Source organism: Mycobacterium sp., from assembly GCF_052143115.1.
In the GTDB taxonomy this organism is placed as follows: Bacteria; Actinomycetota; Actinomycetes; order Mycobacteriales; family Mycobacteriaceae; genus Mycobacterium.
The window spans coordinates 1-3175 of the sequence record NZ_JBKQTQ010000247.1; the positions used below are offsets into that span (position 1 = coordinate 1).

The window sequence follows — 3175 nt, forward strand, 5'->3', positions numbered from 1 at the left end:
CAGCGCCGCGCGAACGCCAGGAATCTTGTTGGCGCACACGGACGCGCCCACGCCACTGCCGCAGATCGCCACAGCGCGCTCGACCTGCCCCCCTGCCACAGCCCGGCCGAGCGGGATGACAAAGTCCAAATAGTCATCGTCTGGGCTCAGGCTATTGGCGCCGAAATCGACAACCTCATGGCCAGCCGCCAGGAGCTGGGCGACCAGTTCCTCCTTCAAGCCGAACCCGCCATGATCAGTGGCCACGCCGATGCGCCCCAGCATACGCCATGGGATACGGCCGCCGCTCACGGCCAGGATGAAGCGGCAGCGGCGACGGCTACCATAGCTTCACGAGAGTGCTTTGAGCTTGATATGCAGCGGGATGCGGCGTTTGACGGGCGCGTGCCGGGCAACGTCTATGCGCAGCCTCTCTACTGGCGTCCGCCAGGCGCGGCGCGCGGGCTGGTCATCGTGGCGACCGAAGACAATGCAGTCGTTGCGCTGGACGCCGTCACCGGAGGCACGATCTGGAAGAGCCGCCTCGGCCCGGCGGTCGCGCGCCATAAGCTTGATTGCGGCAACATCGACCCGGTCGGCATCACCGGCACGCCGGTGATCGACGAGCGCAGCGGCGCGCTTTACCTCGACGCCGTGGTCGATGGCGGCGACGGGCCGCGCCACCTTGTGTTCGGCCTGCCGCTCGCCGACGGCGCGGTGCTGCCGGGCTGGCCGGTTGACGTGGCCAGTTCGCTCCGCGCACTTGGCATGAGCTTCAATGCCCCCGCGCAGAACGAGCGCGGCGCGCTCACCTTGGCCGGCGACCGGCTCTATGTGCCCTATGGCGGCCACTATGGCGAATGTGGCGACTTTCACGGCTGGGTGGTCGGGCTCAACCTTGACAAGCCGGCGGTGTTCGGGGCCTGGCGGACCTCGGTCAGAGGGGGCGGCATCTGGGCACCGGGCGGGATCGCCTTCGACGGAAGCCGCCTGTTCGCCGCCGCCGGCCATACCAGCGGCCTTGAGCAACAATGGAGCGGCGGCAATGCGGTGATCCGCTTGGCGCTGGATTTGCGCTGGCAACCTGTCCCGGAGGATTTCTTCGCGCCGGCCGACTGGCAAAAGCTGGACATGGGCTACTTGGTTCTGGCCTACAACAATCCGATGACCTTCGACCTGCCTGACGGCGGCCCCGGGGCGGCCGTGCTGTTCGCGCTCGACAAGAACGGCACCGCGTACCTGCTCGACCGCGCCAACCTCGGCGGCATCGGCCACCCGCTGCTTGCGCAGAAGGTCGCCGACGGTACGGTCAACACCTCGCCCGCCGCCTGGCGCATGGGCCAAGACATGATGGTGACGTTCCAGGCCGACGGCTCGTCCTGCCCCGGCGATGCAGGGGGGCTCGGGCTGGTGGCGCTGCGCATCTCGGGCGGGGCGCAACCGGCGATGCACACAGCGTGGTGCGCCAAGCTGCGCGGACAGGGGGCCACGATCGTAACGACGAGCGACAATACGGCCGACCCGATCGTGTGGATCGTCGACGCCGAGGGCGACAATCGGCTGTATGGTTTCCGTGGCGACACCGGGCAGGCGGTGTTCACCAGCGATCCGCTCGACGGCCTCCGGCATTACGCGACCATCCTTGCCGCCGCCGGCCGGCTCTATTTCGCGGGCGACGGGCGGGTCTTCGCGTTCGGCTTCGCGCGCTAAGCCTGCGCTCAGACCTACACTGCGTGAACCCAGTGCTGCGCCACCTATTCGCTAGAGGCCGAATGAACTGTGTGGACTAAAACGATCTCATGGGGCTCCGTCGAGGCGGGCTTCTTACGAGGCGTGACGCCGTCGTACAATCAACTGCACTGCCTTGGTTCCTAGCCCGAGGAGGCGGATCACGACCGAACGTCGAGGTCGGAACGAACGATGGTTTTGATGTGTGGCTGTGCGCGGCGGCCGGCCAGCGGCGACGCCTTCCTCTACGACTTCGCAGCGCCGATCGGCCTAGCGTGTTTGCGGCGCGATGCGCTCGGCCCAACAAAGTTCGGCGTCCCCGGCGACAGCAGGCAGGGAGGCGGGTCGTGCGCGATCCGGTCCTCGTATAAAATGGCCGTATCGGTTTTGGTGGGGCCAAGCCCACGCTTCGCCCGGATGGCCGTGCGGACCATGGCTGCGACAACTTTGGCGTGCCATTGCGGGTGCAACGCGCTGGCCGCCAAATCCGAGTGACGGCGACCGAGTTCCGTCTTCTGGAATGTCTGCTTGCGCAAACAGGCCGTGTTTTGTCCCGATCGCAGCTTCGCGATGCCGTCTGGGGACCTACGGCGGACGTCGGCAGTCGCAGTATCGACGTGTATGTTGGACGCCTGCGGCGGGCGCTGTCGCGCGGTAACGAGCGCGACCCAATTCGGACGGTGCGCGACTTCGGCTACTCGTTTGACGAAACCTACGGCCTTAAACAGGTCGAGGCACGGTCGATGCAACGCTCGTGAGGCCGAACACTATACCAAGATGTCATCCGATGTGTTCGGCCGGCGGATCGGAGGAGAGGTGGGCGATCAGGAGAGAGCGGGGGCTATCCGTGCAATCAACTGCACTCCTCGACTGGATGCTGCCCGGAATGTCCGGCTTGGAAATCTGCCGCCGATTGCGCGCAAGCGAACGGACGCGGTTGTTGCCGGTCATCATGGTGTGAGCGGCGGTTTATCCATGAGCGAATTGAGTGTCGCTTCGGCCATGAGCGCCTCGGTGGTTGCACGGGTTCTTGTCGTCGAGGACGACGCCATTCTTGCCGAGCTGCTCGCATACAATTTGAAAGCCGAGGGTTTCGCGGCCGAATGCGTAGATACTTCCTAGCACAGGGGATGCGGATCACCACCGAACCTCGTGGCCCGTGCGGTCAGAAGCCGCAGACCAGACTTTCCAGCCTGGCTGACGATTGCGTCGACGGCCGAGCCCTGATTTGATCAGGAGGAGAGTTGGCCTGTGACAATTGCATTGACCAAACCGACAACGAGCCCGAGCATGGACCCGCCCGGCCCGGTTATGAAAATGCCGTGAAGCGGCCCCTGGTTGGCGTCGGGATGAACGACGATGGGTCCGATGAACCCGAGCAGATATTCGGCCCCTCCGATGATGACTCCCATCGCAGCATCGAACCAAGAATGTCCACGACTTTCTCCCGAGTGATTTCTTATCGCAG

5 protein-coding genes and 1 pseudogene are annotated in these 3175 nt (G+C 65.1%); 4 read left to right on the forward strand and 2 right to left on the reverse strand.

Translation table 11 applies throughout. The annotated features are described in order from the left end of the window. A partial coding sequence (locus tag ACLQI9_RS24355; RefSeq protein WP_442392310.1) for an RpiB/LacA/LacB family sugar-phosphate isomerase occupies positions 1 to 264 on the reverse strand: 264 nt, incomplete at its 3' end. 90 nt (positions 265 to 354) lie between these two features. Between ACLQI9_RS24355 and ACLQI9_RS24360 the strand changes: the two genes are divergently transcribed. The 4 genes and pseudogenes from ACLQI9_RS24360 (at position 355) to ACLQI9_RS24375 (ending at position 2829) form a co-directional block, all read left to right on the forward strand. After that, the gene (locus tag ACLQI9_RS24360; RefSeq protein WP_442392311.1) at positions 355 to 1689 is read left to right on the forward strand and encodes a hypothetical protein; all 1335 of its coding nucleotides are present in this window, start codon (positions 355 to 357) and stop codon (positions 1687 to 1689) included. A 482-nt stretch (positions 1690 to 2171) separates the two neighbouring features. Further along, positions 2172 to 2465, forward strand: coding sequence for a winged helix-turn-helix domain-containing protein (locus ACLQI9_RS24365; protein WP_442392314.1), 294 nt, complete (start codon positions 2172 to 2174; stop codon positions 2463 to 2465). Between the two features lie 104 nt (positions 2466 to 2569). Further along, a pseudogene (locus ACLQI9_RS24370) lies at positions 2570 to 2665 on the forward strand (DNA-binding response regulator); the annotation flags it as partial. A gap of 17 nt (positions 2666 to 2682) precedes the next feature. Continuing rightward, entirely contained in the window at positions 2683 to 2829 is a 147-nt protein-coding gene (locus ACLQI9_RS24375) for a hypothetical protein (RefSeq protein ID WP_442392312.1), read from the forward strand. Between the two features lie 110 nt (positions 2830 to 2939). Here ACLQI9_RS24375 and ACLQI9_RS24380 read toward each other — a convergent pair. Continuing rightward, the coding region (locus ACLQI9_RS24380) for a hypothetical protein (protein WP_442392313.1) at positions 2940 to 3175 on the reverse strand (236 nt) is incomplete at its 5' end.

Excerpts from the sequence above, each read along its gene's own strand:
- ACLQI9_RS24375 (WP_442392312.1), top strand. The coding sequence starts at position 2,683 with ATGAGCGAATTGAGTGTCGCTTCGGCCATGAGCGCCTCGGTGGTTGCA.
- ACLQI9_RS24360 (WP_442392311.1), top strand. The coding sequence starts at position 355 with ATGCAGCGGGATGCGGCGTTTGACGGGCGCGTGCCGGGCAACGTCTAT.